The following is a 15735-nucleotide window of genomic DNA, read 5'->3' as shown; positions in this document are numbered from 1 at the left end:
CGGAGGTATTTTTTATGAAATATGAATGGAGAAAAAAAGAAAAAGAGTTATACTTACCTAAGGAGAATCCTATATTAGTTGAAGTACCAGAGCAAAAATTTATCATGTTAAGAGGTAGTGGAGACCCAAATGATAAAGAATTTACTGAAGCAATAGGAGTACTTTATTCTTTGGCATATGCAATAAAAACTATGCATAAGAAGGGAATTGTGCCAGAAGGATATTTTGATTATACAGTTTTTCCTTTAGAAGCTATATGGGATAAAGGAGAAAAAAGCAAATACTCAGATATACTTATTAAAGAAGATTTAGTTTATACTATGATGATACGTCAGCCAGATTTTGTTACGCAGGACCTATTGGACAAAGCTATCAATATAGTAAAAAAGAAGAAGCCACATAATCTTCTTGAAAAAATTAGGTTTGAGTCTATTAATGAAGGCTTGTGTGTGCAAATGCTTCATGTAGGTTCATATGATAATGAACCAGAAAGTTTTGACATTATGAGTGAATTTTGTAAAAGAAATAATCTTATAAGAAAATCTAATGTACATCGTGAAATTTATATAAGTGATGCTAGAAAAGTATCACCTGATTCATTAAAGACTGTTTTGCGTTTTGAAGTAAAAAGAGAGTTATAAGCGTTATATTGTGGTATTATATTACTTTATTGTTATACTATAATAAAGTAATGAGGTGATTATATGAAAAGTAATAGATTGTTTGAAATTATTTATATCCTTTTAGATAAGAAAAAAGTAACTGCAACAGAATTAGCTGAACACTTTGAAGTATCTAGGAGAACTATTTGTAGAGACATTGAAATACTGTCAGCTTCTGGTATTCCAATTTATACTGACAAAGGCAGAAATGGGGGTATAGGTATTTTAGATAATTTTACCTTTGATAAATCTATTTTGTCCGAGCAAGAACAGAAAGAAATTCTAGCCTCATTAGAAAGTTTAAATATTCTTAAATATCCAGAAGTTGATTCTACACTATCAAAACTTAAACCTTTATTTTGTAAGTCAGATATAAACTGGATAACTGTTGATTTTTCTCATTGGGGTAGTAATGATATAGAGAAAGATAAATTTATAAAAATAAAATCAGCCATTTTAGATTGTAATATTATAACTTTTGAGTACATAAATACTTATGGAAAGGTAACAAAGCGTTGTGTAGAACCACTTATGCTTTGGTTTAAAGAGAAGTCATGGTATATCAAAGCCTATTGTCATCAAAAAAATGATTATAGAATTTTTAAGATTGTAAGGATGAGAAATATATGTGTTTGTGAACAGACATTTATAAGGAGTATACCAGTTGAAGTTGGAGAGATAAAAGAAGATGAGAATGAAAGCATTACTTTAAAGTTAAAAATTTCTAAAGATGTAGGCTATAGAGTGTATGATGAATTTGATATTGATAATATATTGTATGATAATGATGGAGATTTCATCGTAACAGTACAGTATCCAAAAAATGATTGGATTTATGGATATATACTTTCTTTTGGAAAAAATATTGAAGTATTGGAGCCAATAGATGTTAGAAATAAAATTTTACAAATTATAGATGATGTTAAAATGAAATATTTATAAAGATTATAAAAAGTGAAGTCTGTTTAGACTTCACTTTTTTGTGTAGTTTTAAGATTCGATTTTATATCTTATAATACTTCAGAGTTTTTCTACTTTTGTTGATATTATTATCAAATATTAATACTAATTATGTACATATCATTATATAATATTTATAGATTATTATATAAGTAGATTACTAGCGTTATGTGTATATTAATATTTAAAATAGATTGAATATACTATTTAATATTTTAATTTAAATAGCAAAAAAATGTAGAGAAAAATTATTTTATTAAGAAAAATTTAATATATTGACAAAATTTAAGTGCTCATTTAAACTAGTAATTGATAATAATATTCAATATTAAATAATAGGAGGAGCTATGAATAAATATCTTCTAATAAATCCAGTGGCAGAAAGAATGTATGGGGAAAAGTTTCACCTTGTCAAAGAAAATTTGATAAAAAAGGGGTACATAATGGCAGAATGTGAGCCACAATTAGAATATGTAAAGAAGCAATATAAAGAGTATACAAAAAAGACTGAGAATACAATGTTAGATTGTAGATGTCCAGAGAGTATAAACCTTTTAAAAAGAAATAATTTGATAGATAGTTTTGAAATACCTATGATAGAACCAATACTAGTAAGAACTTGTAGGGTTTTATATGACAAATATATCAAGAGTGAAGATGATATGCTGATAGTAACCTCTCCATGTACACAATTAAGGGATTTTGCAAGTGAAAAATTTAAGGATAAGAGTAATGCTATATTTTATACATGGAAAGAATTTGCTGAAAAAGAAGGTATAAAATCACTTGGAAAGATAGATGAATCTCCTATTCCATTAGGATATTTCAAAGACTCTTTTGAAAAGGTTCTTGAAGTATCGACTGAAGAAGAAATCTTAAGCGAAATACAAAATATAAGAGATGGTTCTAAAGATAAGTATGATATAGTAGAAATGTTTTATTGTAAAGATGGGTGTAATAATGGAGATGGTTTGTAAATGGTCAATAAATTTAATAATAGGTTTTTAAGTCTAGTAAAAAGTGTTTTGATATTTTTTATAATTCTTTTATTATGGAAAATTACTAATTATCTTGGTATCTGGAGTGATTATATATTACCATCACCTGAAAAGGTGTATAGTACATTTTTAAATATGATAAGTGATGGTTCAATATTTATTAATGTATATGCAAGTATGAAAAGAGTTTTGATAGGATTTGCAATAAGTACTGCAATAGGTGTACCTCTAGGGATATTCTTTGGAATTCATAGTGGAGTATATGAATATTTTAAGTCGTTAATAAATTTTTTGAGAAATACACCTCCACTTGCTTTAATACCAATGCTTATACTATGGTTTGGCATAGGAGAAGAATCGAAAATTATAATTATAGTTTTGGCTTCTTTTTTCCCAATCTTTACAAGCACATTAAAGGGGATTAGGAATTGTGACTCAAAACTGATTGAAGTAGGTAGAGTATTTGAGTTTTCAAAGATTCAAATAATATTTAAAATAATTATACCTAATGCCATTCTTGATATTGCAGTTGGACTAAAGTTGGCTCTTGGATATAGTTTTAGAGCGATTATTGGGGCAGAGCTTGTAGCAGCTTCTTCAGGTCTTGGTTACTTGATATCTGATGGAAAGGAAATGTCTAGAACAGATGTTGTCATTGTAGGTATAATTGTAATTGGACTTTTAGGAATAATTACAGATTATATATTTTCAATTATTGTGAAAAAGGTAAGTAAGGGAAAGATGGTGGAAGCCTATGAATAATTTAGTATGTGATTCTGGGTACATAATCAGAAATCTATCTAAAAGTTATGAAGTCAACAATGAAGAACACATAGTTCTTAGTAATATTTCTTTGAACATAGATAAAAATCATATAACTGTAATTTTAGGTGAAAGTGGATGTGGAAAGACTACTTTACTTAGAGCAATTGCATCCCTTGAAGATATAAATAGTGGTGAGATTAGATTTATTAAAGATAATAAAGAGTATAGACCTAATGTAGGATTTGTATTTCAAGAGAGTAGATTGATGCCTTGGTTAAATGTAAGTGAAAATATAGCCTTTCATAATCAAAGAAAAAACACTATTTTAAGTAAAGTATTTGGTAAATTCAAATATCACAGAAACATTGCTAGTAAAGGTATAAATGATGATTCCATAGATTTAGAGACTAATGATAATTTAAATTACTTAAATAGACCTAATAAGAAAAATTGTATTGATGTAGAAAAATATCTTAAGATGATGAACTTGCAGAAATTTAAAAATTCTTATCCAAATGAGTTATCAGGAGGTATGGCGCAGAGAGTAAGTATAGCTAGAGCTCTTTCTTTCAATCCAGATATGTTGTTTATGGACGAACCTTTTTCGGCATTAGATTATTTTACAAGGATTGATATGCAAAATGAAGTTATAAGAATACATAAATCAACTAATAAAGGTGTAATATTTGTAACTCACGATATCGATGAAGCATTAAAGATAGGCAAGAAAATAGTTGTTTTTACAAACAAAAGAAAAATAAAAGAATTTAATATAGAAGATGATTATGATAGAGATTTGACTTCAGACTATTATATTAAATTAAAAAAAGATATTTTAATGACAATGAAATTAAATAAAGACATGTAAAGAAATTAATAATATTTTAAGGAGTAAAGTAAATGAAATTAAAAAAACTATTGGTAGGTATAACGATATTAACGCTTGCAACAACATCTTTAGGTGGATGTGCTAAAAAAGATGATGGAGAAAAACTTTCAGAAATAAATTTAACTTATGTAAAATCACCATTAAATGTTCCTTCTATAATTCAAAAACAGGATGATTTATTTGGAAAGGAATTTAAAAAGGATAATATAAAAGTTAATTTCCATGAAATTACTACAGGACCAGAGCAGACACAGGCCTTAGCTGCTGGAGAAATAGACTTTTTACATGCATTGGGTGGTACATCAGCTTTGATAGCTGCATCTAATGGAGTGGAATTAAAGATACTGAACACTTATAGTAGGTCACCAAAAGGATTTATGATTTTAACTAACGATGGTTCAATAAAATCAGCAGCAGATTTGGCAGGTAAGAAGGTAGCAGGTCCAAAAGGAACTATACTACATCAAGTATTAATTGCAGCTCTTGATAAAGAAGGATTAAGTATGGATAATGTAGAGTTTATTAACATGGGTATCCCAGAAGCATCAGCAGCTCTTGCTGATGGCAGTGTTGATGCTGCATTGATTGCTGGACCAGCAGCCCTTAAAGCTATGAAGTCTGGAAGTAAACTTGTAGCAAATGGTGAAGGTTTAGTAGATGGGATAATAGTAACAGCTGTTAGTACAGATTTTGCAGAGAAACATCCAGAGATAGTTGAAAGATTTATGAAGGTTGAAGAAGAGACTTTAGAATATGTAAATAATAATTTTGATGAAGCTATGGAAAAAGTAGCTAAAGAAGTTGATTTAAGTGTTGAAGAAACTAAAGAGTTGTATGCTTGGTATGATTTTAGTTTAGATATAACAGATAAAGACATATCTTCACTTGAAGATACACAAAATTTCTTAATAAAAAATGGATTGCAAGAGAAAAAAGTAGACATAAAAGAATTAATATATGCTGCTAAGTAGAAATTATGCTAAAATAATATTAAATAGAAACTATAATAAAAGTTTAAGTTACCTTAATTAAGGTAACTTTTTCTATTTTATATTAATAATTATATTTATTTTTAGTAGATTTAGTTAATGTTAAAATAGATATTGGGAGGAATATATGAGTCATAAAATATATATTGTGGAAGATGATATATCAATAAGTACATTACTTAAGGATTATATTGAGAAATATGGATTTGAAGTGGTTGTTGAAGAAAACTTTGATGATATAATGGTTACATTTGAAAAAATAAAGCCAGATTTAGTGCTATTGGATGTAAATTTACCTAGATTTGATGGTTTTTACTGGTGTAGATGTATTAGACAGCAGTCTAATCTACCTATAATTTTTATATCAGCTAGAGAGGGGAACGTAGACCAGATTAGAGCTTTAGAAAGTGGAGCAGATGATTATATAACAAAGCCTTTTTATTATGATGTAGTAATGGCAAAGATAAAGAGTCATATAAGAAGAGTATATGGTGAATATTCACCTAAAATAGAGGAAAGAATAGTTGAATTAGATGGATTGAAGTTTTATCCAGAGAGGTTGGAGTTAGAATTAGGTGGAAAGGTTCTAATTATTACTAAGAAAGAAGGGATATTGATTGAATGCCTCATTAGAAAATACCCAAAAGTAGTAAGTAGAGATTATCTGTTAGAAAAGATATGGGACGATATTGAATTTGTAGAAGAAAATACTCTAAATGTAAATGTTAGCAGGATAAGAAAAAGATTTGAGGAATTAGGTATAGATAATGCTGTTCAAACTGTACGAGGATTAGGATATAAATTAAATAAAAATTGGTAGGGAGAAAATATGAAATTATTTTTTAGAGATTGTAAGGGTTATATTTTTATATATTATATAGGAATATTTATGACAATTATTTATTGTAATCTTATGAAATTTATCAATTTGGAAGAGAGTTTATATATTCTTTTATTTAGCTCTTTTATATTATTGTGTTTTTTAATATATAAATACTATAAGCATAGAGAAGTATATACTCTATTCAAAAAAGGCATAAAATCTCTGGATGAATCATTCTTGTATTTAGGAAATTCTTTCTTGGGAAGAAATATATCAGCTATTTTAAAACAACAACATAAATTATATCAATCAATGATACAAGAACATAAAAAAGTACATAGTGAACATTTAACTTTCATCAATCAATGGATTCACCAGATGAAAACACCAATATCAGTTATAAGTCTTCAACTTCAAGAATATGAGGGAGAAGAAGTAACAGAAAACATAAGAGAAGAACTAGACAGGCTAAATAAAGGTCTAAATATGGCGATGCACTTTGCAAGGGCAGATAATTTCCAAAAAGATTTTGTGGTTGAGAAAGCTAAATTGAACGAAATTGTAGTTGGTATTGTAAATGAAGAAAAGAGGCTATTTATAAAAAATGAGATAATTCCGAAGATAAAAATAGACAAATTTACTTATGTTTATACAGATATAAAATGGATGAAATTTATAATAAACCAGTTGATTACAAATGGTGTGAAATATTCTAAAGGTTATAGTAACTACCTAAATATAAAAGCTGAAGAAAACAATAACTATGTAACACTAAGTATAATAGACGAGGGTGTTGGGATTGTTTCTAAAGATATAAAAAGAGTATTTGACCCGTTTTTTACAGGGGAAAACGGTCGTAAGTTTGGAGAATCTACAGGTATGGGACTTTATCTAGTAAAAAAAGTATGTGATGATTTAGGGCATAAAGTCAGCATAAAATCAGAAGTAGGAAAAGGCACAGAAGTTTCAATCATGTTTAATAAAGATAATATGAATAATTTTCTATAATAAATCTTTAATTGATTATGTTTTTTATTAATTTATATATCATTTGTTGAATGAGATAATTACAGTTAAAAAATCTAATTTTAATAGAGTTTACTTGCAAACCTTACATAGCTGTAAGGTTTGTGTAATGTTTGTAGATAGTTAAATTTTCTAATCTAAATTACAATTAGTATAAGAAATAACATAAAAAATAAATTTTGCAAAAAGGAAAGGATGTTTATTGATGAGTTTAGATATTATTTTCATATTAAAATCAGTTATGATAGCTATAGTAGAGGGGCTTACGGAATTTATCCCAGTTTCATCTACTGGTCATATGATATTGGTTGGTAGCTTGATAGATTTTAAAGGACAATTTGCTGAAATGTTTGAGGTTGTAATACAACTTGGAGCAATATTAGCAGTAGTAGTACTTTATTGGAAGAAAATAAAAGATAGTGTTATAGAATTTTTTAAGTTTATATTTACTGGTGGAAAAGAAGGAAAAACTGGCTTTAAATTTGGAATGAATGTAATTATAGCATGTATTCCATTTGCGATTGTGGGGGTTCTATTTTATGACAACATAAAAGCCTTGTTTAATTTACAATCTGTAATTATAGGATTTATAGTTGGTGGGATTTTATTACTAGTGGTAGAGACTTTGTTTAGAAAAAAGAAACATTCTACTGATAATATAGACAAAATCACGCCAATACAAGCATTAAAAGTTGGAGTTTTACAAGTTTTATCTGCATGGCCAGGTATGTCAAGAAGTGCATCTACTATTATGGGTGGATGGATAGCAGGACTTAATTCTCCTATAGCAGCTGAATTTTCTTTCTTTTTAGCTGTGCCAGCTATGGTAGCTTCCTCAGGAAAGGATTTATTTGAATTTGATTATTCAATAATGACACCAACATTGTGGATTGCCTTGATAGTTGGATTTATAGTAGCTTTTATTGTATCAATAGTAGTTATGGAAAAATTTGTGGATTTTCTAAAGAAAAAATCAATGAGAGTATTTGCTATATATAGAATACTTATGGGAATATTGCTTGCTATATTAGCTTTTACAAACATAATTAGTGTATAGATTAAGATATATTTATTATTTACGAGAATTAGCTAACCAATATAAATAATAATTAACAAATAAATATATATGTTATTTCAAAAATTAGATTAGAAAGGATAGTTAATAATGAAAATTTTAACTGTAAATAATTTAAGTAAAGTATATGGCAAGAAAATAATTTTTAATGCATTAAATGATATAAATTTTAGTATAGATGATGGAGAATTTGTAGGAATTATGGGACCATCTGGCAGTGGGAAAACTACTCTTTTAAATATGATTTCTACTATTGATAAACCAACTACAGGAACTATGGAGCTAAAAGGTAAGAATCCACTACTATTAAAAGGTGAAGAACTTGCATTATTTAGAAGAAGAGAGTTAGGTTTTGTATTTCAAGATTTTAATTTATTAGATACCTTAACTATAGGTGAAAATATAGTATTACCATTGACATTAGATAAGGTTAGTGTAAAAGAACAAAATAATAGATTGGCTGAAGTATCTGGAATTTTAGGGATAAAAGATTTATTAGAAAAAAGAACTTTTGAAGTATCAGGTGGTCAAGCTCAGCGAACTGCTATTGCTAGAGCATTAATAAATAGACCATCAATACTTTTAGCAGATGAACCAACTGGTAATTTAGATTCAAAGTCATCAAAGACTGTTATGGAGTTATTTGAGAATATAAATAGAGAAAATAAGGTTACTACTATGATGGTAACTCATGACCCATTAGCTGCAAGTTATTGTAGTAGGATTTTATTTATAAAAGATGGAGCTATATATAATGAAATATATAAGGGAAGTAGTAGAGAGCAGTTTTATCAAGAGATAATGGATGTACTTACATTATTGGGGGGCGATAATTAATGAATATAAAACAATTTGCCATCAACAATATTTCAAGAAACATTAAAGCTTATGTAGGGTATTTAGCAAGTATCGTTATATCCTCTGCCCTACTATTTTCTTTTATCATGTTTACAAGTCATCCCGATTTAGAGATATCTCAATTTCCCGATTATCTAAAAGAGGGGCTTAAGATGAGTAAAATAATTGCATATTTATTTTTATTCTTCTTTGTATTTTATTCAGTGAGTATATTTCTTAAAAGTAGATATAAAGAATTTGGAATACTTTACATTACAGGTATATCAAAGCAACAGGTAATGAAGTTAATTTTTATAGAAAATATAATAATAAATATAGCATCTTCTGTAATTGGAGTAATAATAGGTTTAGTCTTTTCAAAGATATTTTTAGTGATTATGTCTACCTTTTTAGAATTATCACCATTGAAGTTCTATATACCAATAAATGCAATATTATCTACTTTATTTTACTTCATAATTTTAGCTATATTAACATCAGTATTTGCTTCTTTTATAGTTAAGGAAAATCAAGTATTGAGATTGCTTAAAGGTACAAAAACTCCAAAACCAGAGCCTAAAACATCACTAGTATTTGTTATATTAAGTATTTGTCTGTTTGTAATAGCATATTATAGTGCTGTTACATCAACTGACCAATATACAACATATCTACGCTTAGTTCCAGTTACATCTCTTACTATATTAGCAACCTATTTATTTTTTTCTCAATTTAGTGTTTTTTTTCTAAAAAAGCTAAAATTAAATAAGAGATTTTATAGAAAAAATACGAATATGCTTTGGATTTCAAATTTAATCTACAAAGTAAAGGATAATGCTAGGATATTCTTTTTGATAGCTATAACTTCTGCAGTAGCATTTACTGCTATAGGTACAGTTTATTCATTTTGGAAAGATGTAAAGCGTCAAATTAATTTAATATATCCTAACACAATGTATTATTCAACAATGACTTTGCATAATGATACTAACAAGCCTGATAGTAAAGAAAAAGATAAGGAAAGAATGAGATTTATAGAAAGCAAATTAAAAAAAGAAAATGTAGATTATACAAGAATTAATGGAGAATTTAAAACTGTATTTCCTAAGAAAAGCGATTTTAATGTGAGAATTATGAAAGAATCTAAGTATCTAGAAATCACAAAGACTATAGGAGTTAACCCTATAAGTTTTGAAGATAATGAATCTATATCATTGCTTTCATCAAACTTGCCAGGTGATAAGAAAGTTAAAGACAATGTGGTTATAGGTAATAAAAGTCTAAGGATAGTAAAACAAGTAGAAGAGTGTGTTATGCCAGCGTATTATGACAATATGTATGTGGTAAAAGATAATTTTTATGATAGTATAAAATCAAAATTTATAGTGGATAGATTTACTACATTTGAAGTAGCTGATTCAAGCAAAACTACAGAGATATGTAGACAATTTGAGAATAAATTTAATGATGAGTCTGGAATGCAACCATATTTATTTTTCTCTAAAGAATTAATGATAGAAAATGGTAAATTAACATATTCTACATTTATGTTTTTGGCAATATTTATAGGTATGATTTTCTTTGTTACTACAAGTAGCTTTTTATATAATAAGTTTTATATGGATTGTCAAGTAGACAAGAAAAAGTATGAGCAGTTAAATAAGTTAGGGATGACATATAATGAGATTAAAAAAGCTTCAACTATTGAGATTGGAATTGTGTTTTTATTGCCTTATGTAGTGGCAGTTATACATTCGATATTTGCACTTACTGCACTGAGAAATTCTTTTGATATAGAGGTAGCATCTTCAGCAGTTTTGGTAATGGGAAGTCTATTTTTAGTTCAAATAGTGTATTTCTTAATTGTGAGAAATAATTATTTAAAAGAGATAAGATTAAATTTAGTTAATTTTTAGGATATGCTATTAACTAATAAAAAGTATTTAAAATTGATTAATATTACTGGAATTATAAATATTTATTTTTTCAGTAATATTTTTTATTGTATTAATTATTAAGATTATATACTAATATGTCGTAATAAGTATCTAAATAGTAAAATATTCTACTTATATAAAATATAAGGAGGTTATATGTATATATGTGTAGAAATAAACAATATAAGATGTTAATTAATATTATTAGGAGGTGTTATTCATTAGTAAGTTAGTTAATACAATAAGAATGATGATATTAATTCAAAGTAGAGGAAGAATGAAGTGTAAAGAGCTAGCAGAAGAATTGGAAGTAAGTGAAAGGCAAATAAAAAGTTATAAGGAATACTTAGAACAAGCAGGTATATTTATAAATTCAACACCTGGGATTTATGGTGGATATGAAATTGATAAATGTAATAGTATCTCACTAATTAAATTATTGGATAGTGAAGTTTCAATTCTAGACATGATAAATTCACAACTAGAGTACAATAATGATATTTACAAAAATGAATTTAATAGTATTGTAGAAAAAATAAAAGCAGTATTAAATACAGGAGAAAAAAGCGATACATATATGGATTATTTCACAGTACAAGCACAACGTAATTGTGATTATGAGTTTGAAAAAAATAAATGTAACGAAATAACTAGAGCGTATACGACAAAACGTAAGATTTGGATAGGATATTATTCGTTGAACTCAGGCAGTAGCGAAAGAATTGTTCATCCATACGGTTTATTTAATTATAAATCAGATACCTATATGGTAGCTTTTTGTGAAAAAAGGCTTAAGTTTATAGATTTTAAATTATGTAGAATTAAAAGTTATAAGGTTTTAGAAGAAAAATATAATGTAGATAGAAGTTTTAATTGGGATGAATACAGTAAAAATAGTATAGGAATTTATAAGGGAGAAGAAATTAATGTTGTTATAAAAATTAGCCATCCATTTTCAATAATTATAAAGGAGAAAATTTGGGTTAATAATCAACAAATTATAGAGTATGACAATAATTCTATACTATTTAAAGCTAAAATGAGAGGTTATGAAGAGATAAAAAGTTGGATTTTGAGTATGGGAGCTTATGTTGAAGTTATAGAACCTATTAGACTTAGAGATGATATATTGTCAGAAATTGAAAAAATGAAAAAAATTTACTGATTTTTTTAAATAATTTATATTCAGACAGATATACTTCACGGTCTAGTGTTAATATATTAGTTGAGAGAGGTGATATTATGAAAATGAAAATTGAATTTAGTACCGATTGTATACCAATATCTTATAATTCACTCTTTATGAGTATTATAAAAGAAGCGATAAGAAAGTCTAATGAAGATTACTATAAAAATATGTACTACTATAATGAAAAAAATAATAAAAAAACTAAAAACTTCACATTTTCAGTTTATATAAAAAAATATAGTATTGAAGGTGACAATTTTATTATTAAAGATAAAGTAATATTAAATATAAGTACTCCAGATTTAGAATTAGGTTTTCATATATATAATGGATTAATGACTTCTAAAAAGTGCTTATATAAAGAATATGAACTTACAAGGATTAGAATAGACTTATCAAGAGAAAAGAAGGTAACAAAAGAGAATGTACTATTTAATGCACTATCTCCAATTTGCATAAAATCTAAAGAAGGAAAATTCTTGGAGGTAGATGATGATGGATATATAGAAGAGTTAAACTATATAACTAATGAAGTTATCAAAAACTATAGAGGAAATGGATTAAAAAGAAAGTTAGAGTTTGAAAATATAGGTCTTAAAAAGGTAGTTGTTAAAGAGCGTTTAAGAGAATTTAAAAAAATAACAGGCAAAGAGTATCAATATGTTAATGGTTACAAAGGTAAGTTTATATTAAAAGGTGATATTGATGACTTAAATCTTATCTACAACCTAGGAATAGGTTTTAGAAGAGCACAGGGATTTGGAGATATAGATATTCTAGAATGGAGGTGAGACAAATGAAGTTAAGGGTTTATAGAGGAGACTGGTTCTTTAATATGGGTATAGTTGGATTTTTAAACATAATAAAGAAAGCAGAGAAGAAATCAGAAATATTTATTATGGAAGACTATATTGAATTTGATAGTTCCTTTCTTGAAAACTTTCATGAGTATTATTTCGATTACTTCATGGATGAATATGATGTATCAAAAAGGATTAGAAAGAGTGTTGATTACAATATAAATTTTATTAAGTCTAAGCCTGATAAAATCAAAGATGGAATTAAGAAAATTAAAGATAATATAAAACAGCAAAATGATAAGGTAAAAAAATTTGATGAAGATAATTCTAACTTGATAAAAGAAAAGCTAGACATTATGTCTAAGATAAAAAGTTATGATGAATTTGATTTATTAGAAACTTTAATTGATGAGATTATTGATATATTTAAAATAAAGTCAATAAATGACAGACTTACAGCCAATCTTTATAAATATGTAGTTCAAGATAATTATTTTGGACAAGTTAGTTTTTTTAATGTTGCTAAGGCTAAATTAGATTTAGATGGATTAAAACAAGTAATGTTTAATGACTATTTAAGACAAATCATATATTTAGGAGAATTAGAAGATTTATTAGAAGAGAATGACTATGATAAATTAAAAATCTATTTAAATGATAGATTAGATAGTATATCTAAAGATGTAAATGAAAAAAAAGTTAGTAAGTCTAGTATAAATACTATAGAAAAAATTATGAAGGAAATAAACAATAAATTTATAAAGAAAAATAAAAGTATTGAAGATATAAGATTGTATATGGATAGTTTAGAAGTCTGTGAAATGTGTGGCTCATATAAAGGGATATTAGATGAGTACTCAGAAAGTAATTTTGCCCCACTTGGAGTAAGTACTAATAATGCTAGAAATATGTTTTGGAATCAGGAATATACAACATCAATATGTGATGTTTGTAAGCTTATATTGTTCTGTACACCAGCAGGAGCTACTTATACAAGAAAAAATTATTTGTCTAATGAAGAAAATGAGTTTTATTTATTTGTTAATATGGATACTTCTATAAATGAGCTTTTTGAAAGAAACAACAATTTGAAAGTTCAAAAAAGTGAGTCTTCAGATTCCAAAGATGAGAATCCTTTTAATAAACTTATAAAAAGTATAGTAGAAGAAAATAAATTAAAAAGTGAATGGCAGCTTCATAACATACTTTTTGTAGAATTTAAAGCAAGTATAGACTCTAAAAAGTGTAATATAAACTACTTTAATATTCCTACTTATTTAGCCAAAATCTTTGCATATGAAAACACAAAAATACAAAATATATATGACTATAAGCTTAAATCAAATGTATTAGATTTACTTTTGAGAAATAGGGATCTGAAGCATCTAATTAATAATACTTTAAGAAATAAAGTTAAGAATGGTATGGAAAGTAAAAACAAATCAAATATATCAGGAATAGACTGTTTTAGAATAGTACAATTAAGAGCATTAATAAATAGCTATAAGAAGGGAGTATGTAAAATGAACAGTAAAAATTTGGAAGAAAATGATAAAAAACTAAGAGTAATTTATTATTTGGGTTGTGATGTACATGACCATTATGTCAATGAAAATTCTAAAAATAAAATAGATGGAGTAAGCTATAAACTTTTAAATTCAGTTAAAGTTGGAAATAAAAATGATTTTATGGATACAGTTATAAGAATTTTTATGTCAGCTAAAAAACAGATTCCAGAGTTTATTTTAGATATAGAGGTTGAAAAAGATTTAGACTTCGAATCTATAGGCCATGCTTTTATATCTGGATTAGTTTCTGGAAAATATGAAGGAAAAGGTAAACTGCCAAACGAAAAGGAGGAAAAATAAGATGAAAAGAGGATTAACATTTACAGTAATAGCACAGGCTCAAAGTTTAAACTATGGTGAAGGGATAGGTAATATATCAGAATTAAAAAAACTAAGTAGAGCTGATGGAAACATCTATACATTTGCATCTCGTCAGTGTTTAAGATATGACATAGTACGATTAGCTTCGGAGTTATTTAATTGGAATTTACAAGTTGTTGATAAAGGAAAAGGTACAGTTCAATTTAAAGATAATATAAGTATAAGAGAGTCAGAAGAAATGGATTTATTTGGATATATGAAAACAAATAAAAAAGATGAGAAGGATAAAAAAGGAGGTTCACTTACTAGAGAAGCTACTGTAAGATTAAGTAATGCAATTTCTCTTGAGCCATATAGAAGTGATATGGACTTTTTAAATAATAAAGGATTAGCAGATAGAATAGGAGAACACCCTAATCTTGCAAACATAGAACAACATTTAAGCTACTATACATATACAGTGACTATAGATTTATCTAAAATAGGTAAAGATGGAGATATAGAACTTGATAATAAAGATAAATGTAAGCGAGTAGTAGAATTTTTAGAAATAATAAAAGTATTAAATAGAAATATAAGAGGTAGACAAGAAAATTTATCTCCTCTGTTTGTAGTAGGAGGAGTTTATGAAATAGCAAATCCATTCTTCTTAGGAAGAATTAAATTAAAAGGAGATAAAAATGGATTTAAAGTAAATAAGTCAGCAATAGAAGAAGTAGTTCAAGGTACTTTTTTAGACAAGAATTTAAAAGATTTCACTTATGTGGGAATGGTAGATGGAACATTTACAAATAAAGAAGAGTTTGAAGAGTTATTTGAAGATAAATTTTTAAGTGTAGATAAATTTTTTGGACAATTAGTTAAAGAAGTAAAGGAATATTATGAGGTGAATTAAT

Annotated in this window: 15 protein-coding genes; all 15 read left to right on the top strand. The window is 26.8% G+C overall.

All coding sequences use genetic code 11. The features are described 5' to 3' along the window. Positions 1-14: 14 nt before the first annotated feature. The 15 genes from ACTG46_RS16300 to cas7i all read left to right on the top strand — a co-directional run bounded on the left by ACTG46_RS16300 (position 15) and on the right by cas7i (position 15734). Entirely contained in the window at positions 15-641 is a 627-nt protein-coding gene (locus ACTG46_RS16300) for a GyrI-like domain-containing protein (protein ID WP_231301045.1), read from the top strand. 63 nt (positions 642-704) lie between these two features. Further along, entirely contained in the window at positions 705-1604 is a 900-nt protein-coding gene (locus tag ACTG46_RS16295) for a helix-turn-helix transcriptional regulator (protein WP_074179845.1), read from the top strand. Positions 1605-1969: 365 nt separating this feature from the next. Next, entirely contained in the window at positions 1970-2599 is a 630-nt protein-coding gene (locus ACTG46_RS16290) for a hypothetical protein (protein WP_054271517.1), read from the top strand. After that, positions 2600-3382, top strand: a complete 783-nt coding sequence (locus tag ACTG46_RS16285) for an ABC transporter permease (protein WP_054271516.1) — start codon at positions 2600-2602, stop codon at positions 3380-3382. After that, on the top strand, positions 3375-4253 hold the full coding sequence (locus tag ACTG46_RS16280) for an ABC transporter ATP-binding protein (protein ID WP_479923209.1): 879 nt from the start codon (positions 3375-3377) through the stop codon (positions 4251-4253). The genes ACTG46_RS16285 and ACTG46_RS16280 overlap by 8 nt, the downstream gene beginning before the upstream one ends. A 32-nt stretch (positions 4254-4285) precedes the next feature. Then, complete coding sequence (locus tag ACTG46_RS16275; protein ID WP_074179843.1) at positions 4286-5245, top strand: NrtA/SsuA/CpmA family ABC transporter substrate-binding protein; 960 nt, start codon at positions 4286-4288, stop codon at positions 5243-5245. Between the two features lie 145 nt (positions 5246-5390). Beyond that, the gene (locus tag ACTG46_RS16270; protein WP_479923208.1) at positions 5391-6083 is read left to right on the top strand and encodes a response regulator; all 693 of its coding nucleotides are present in this window, start codon (positions 5391-5393) and stop codon (positions 6081-6083) included. A 240-nt stretch (positions 6084-6323) separates the two neighbouring features. Continuing rightward, positions 6324-7094, top strand: coding sequence for a HAMP domain-containing histidine kinase (locus ACTG46_RS16265; RefSeq protein WP_407811477.1), 771 nt, complete (start codon positions 6324-6326; stop codon positions 7092-7094). A gap of 223 nt (positions 7095-7317) precedes the next feature. Beyond that, entirely contained in the window at positions 7318-8169 is an 852-nt protein-coding gene (locus ACTG46_RS16260) for an undecaprenyl-diphosphate phosphatase (RefSeq protein ID WP_054277480.1), read from the top strand. Positions 8170-8277: 108 nt separating this feature from the next. Further along, positions 8278-9024, top strand: a complete 747-nt coding sequence (locus tag ACTG46_RS16255) for an ABC transporter ATP-binding protein (protein ID WP_054271510.1) — start codon at positions 8278-8280, stop codon at positions 9022-9024. Beyond that, positions 9024-10940 carry an ABC transporter permease gene (locus tag ACTG46_RS16250; RefSeq protein ID WP_219672848.1) on the top strand — a complete coding sequence of 639 codons (1917 nt, stop codon included), beginning with the start codon at positions 9024-9026 and terminating at the stop codon, positions 10938-10940. Before ACTG46_RS16255 ends, ACTG46_RS16250 begins: the two co-directional genes overlap by 1 nt. A 268-nt stretch (positions 10941-11208) precedes the next feature. Beyond that, entirely contained in the window at positions 11209-12126 is a 918-nt protein-coding gene (locus ACTG46_RS16245) for a helix-turn-helix transcriptional regulator (protein WP_167640424.1), read from the top strand. A gap of 77 nt (positions 12127-12203) precedes the next feature. Beyond that, positions 12204-12941 (top strand): CRISPR-associated endoribonuclease Cas6, encoded by a 738-nt coding sequence (gene cas6, locus ACTG46_RS16240; RefSeq protein WP_167640415.1) that lies wholly within the window; start codon positions 12204-12206, stop codon positions 12939-12941. 5 nt (positions 12942-12946) lie between these two features. Continuing rightward, a complete protein-coding gene (gene cas8a1, locus ACTG46_RS16235) occupies positions 12947-14818 on the top strand; it encodes a type I-B CRISPR-associated protein Cas8b1/Cst1 (protein ID WP_479923207.1) in 1872 nt (623 codons plus the stop codon). A 1-nt stretch (position 14819) separates the two neighbouring features. Then, positions 14820-15734: a type I-B CRISPR-associated protein Cas7/Cst2/DevR gene (gene cas7i, locus ACTG46_RS16230; RefSeq protein WP_479923206.1), complete on the top strand. Its 915-nt coding sequence runs from the start codon at positions 14820-14822 to the stop codon at positions 15732-15734. Position 15735 lies beyond the last annotated feature (1 nt).

This window comes from Clostridioides sp. LIBA-7678, assembly GCF_056716065.1.
The sequence above is the reverse complement of the archived record's forward strand: the minus strand, read 5'-3'. Positions and strand labels throughout refer to the sequence as shown.

Excerpts from the sequence above, each read along its gene's own strand:
- ACTG46_RS16300 (WP_231301045.1), top strand. The coding sequence starts at position 15 with ATGAAATATGAATGGAGAAAAAAAGAAAAAGAGTTATACTTACCTAAG.
- ACTG46_RS16295 (WP_074179845.1), top strand. The coding sequence starts at position 705 with ATGAAAAGTAATAGATTGTTTGAAATTATTTATATCCTTTTAGATAAG.
- ACTG46_RS16290 (WP_054271517.1), top strand. The coding sequence starts at position 1,970 with ATGAATAAATATCTTCTAATAAATCCAGTGGCAGAAAGAATGTATGGG.
- ACTG46_RS16285 (WP_054271516.1), top strand. The coding sequence starts at position 2,600 with ATGGTCAATAAATTTAATAATAGGTTTTTAAGTCTAGTAAAAAGTGTT.
- ACTG46_RS16280 (WP_479923209.1), top strand. The coding sequence starts at position 3,375 with ATGAATAATTTAGTATGTGATTCTGGGTACATAATCAGAAATCTATCT.
- ACTG46_RS16275 (WP_074179843.1), top strand. The coding sequence starts at position 4,286 with ATGAAATTAAAAAAACTATTGGTAGGTATAACGATATTAACGCTTGCA.
- ACTG46_RS16270 (WP_479923208.1), top strand. The coding sequence starts at position 5,391 with ATGAGTCATAAAATATATATTGTGGAAGATGATATATCAATAAGTACA.
- ACTG46_RS16260 (WP_054277480.1), top strand. The coding sequence starts at position 7,318 with ATGAGTTTAGATATTATTTTCATATTAAAATCAGTTATGATAGCTATA.
- ACTG46_RS16255 (WP_054271510.1), top strand. The coding sequence starts at position 8,278 with ATGAAAATTTTAACTGTAAATAATTTAAGTAAAGTATATGGCAAGAAA.
- ACTG46_RS16250 (WP_219672848.1), top strand. The coding sequence starts at position 9,024 with ATGAATATAAAACAATTTGCCATCAACAATATTTCAAGAAACATTAAA.
- ACTG46_RS16245 (WP_167640424.1), top strand. The coding sequence starts at position 11,209 with ATGATGATATTAATTCAAAGTAGAGGAAGAATGAAGTGTAAAGAGCTA.
- cas6 (WP_167640415.1), top strand. The coding sequence starts at position 12,204 with ATGAAAATGAAAATTGAATTTAGTACCGATTGTATACCAATATCTTAT.
- cas8a1 (WP_479923207.1), top strand. The coding sequence starts at position 12,947 with ATGAAGTTAAGGGTTTATAGAGGAGACTGGTTCTTTAATATGGGTATA.
- cas7i (WP_479923206.1), top strand. The coding sequence starts at position 14,820 with ATGAAAAGAGGATTAACATTTACAGTAATAGCACAGGCTCAAAGTTTA.